The sequence below is a fragment of the Corynebacterium sp. HMSC070E08 genome (assembly GCF_001808895.1).
GTDB lineage: Bacteria > Actinomycetota > Actinomycetes > Mycobacteriales > Mycobacteriaceae > Corynebacterium > Corynebacterium hiratae.
This window is the reverse complement of the sequence record NZ_KV794726.1, coordinates 1-348: the sequence shown is the minus strand read 5'-3', so window position 1 is coordinate 348 and position 348 is coordinate 1. Positions and strand designations below refer to the sequence as shown.

Here is a 348-nt window from a genome sequence, read left to right as displayed (position 1 = left end):
GCCGGCCGCTTCTGGTGATGCCACCGACGTGGAAATGCCGGAGCTTGGTGAGTCCGTCACCGAGGGCACCATCACCCAGTGGCTGAAGTCCGTCGGCGACACCGTCGAGGTCGACGAACCGTTGCTCGAGGTCTCCACCGACAAGGTCGACACCGAAATCCCGTCCCCGGTCGCCGGCACCCTCGTTGAAATCCTCGCCGAGGAAGACGACACCGTCGACGTCGGCGCCGTCATCGCCCGCGTCGGCGACGGCTCCGCCGCAGCCTCCGAAAAGCCTGCCGCCAAGGAAGAGGAAAAGAAGGAAGAGCCCAAGGCCGAAGAGAAGAAGGAAGAGCCGAAGGCAGAGGA

Annotated in this window: 1 protein-coding gene; it reads left to right on the top strand. The window is 64.9% G+C overall.

The genetic code is table 11. The features are described 5' to 3' along the window. A partial coding sequence (locus tag HMPREF2526_RS00490) for a biotin/lipoyl-containing protein (protein ID WP_305764314.1) occupies positions 1-348 on the top strand: 348 nt, incomplete at both ends.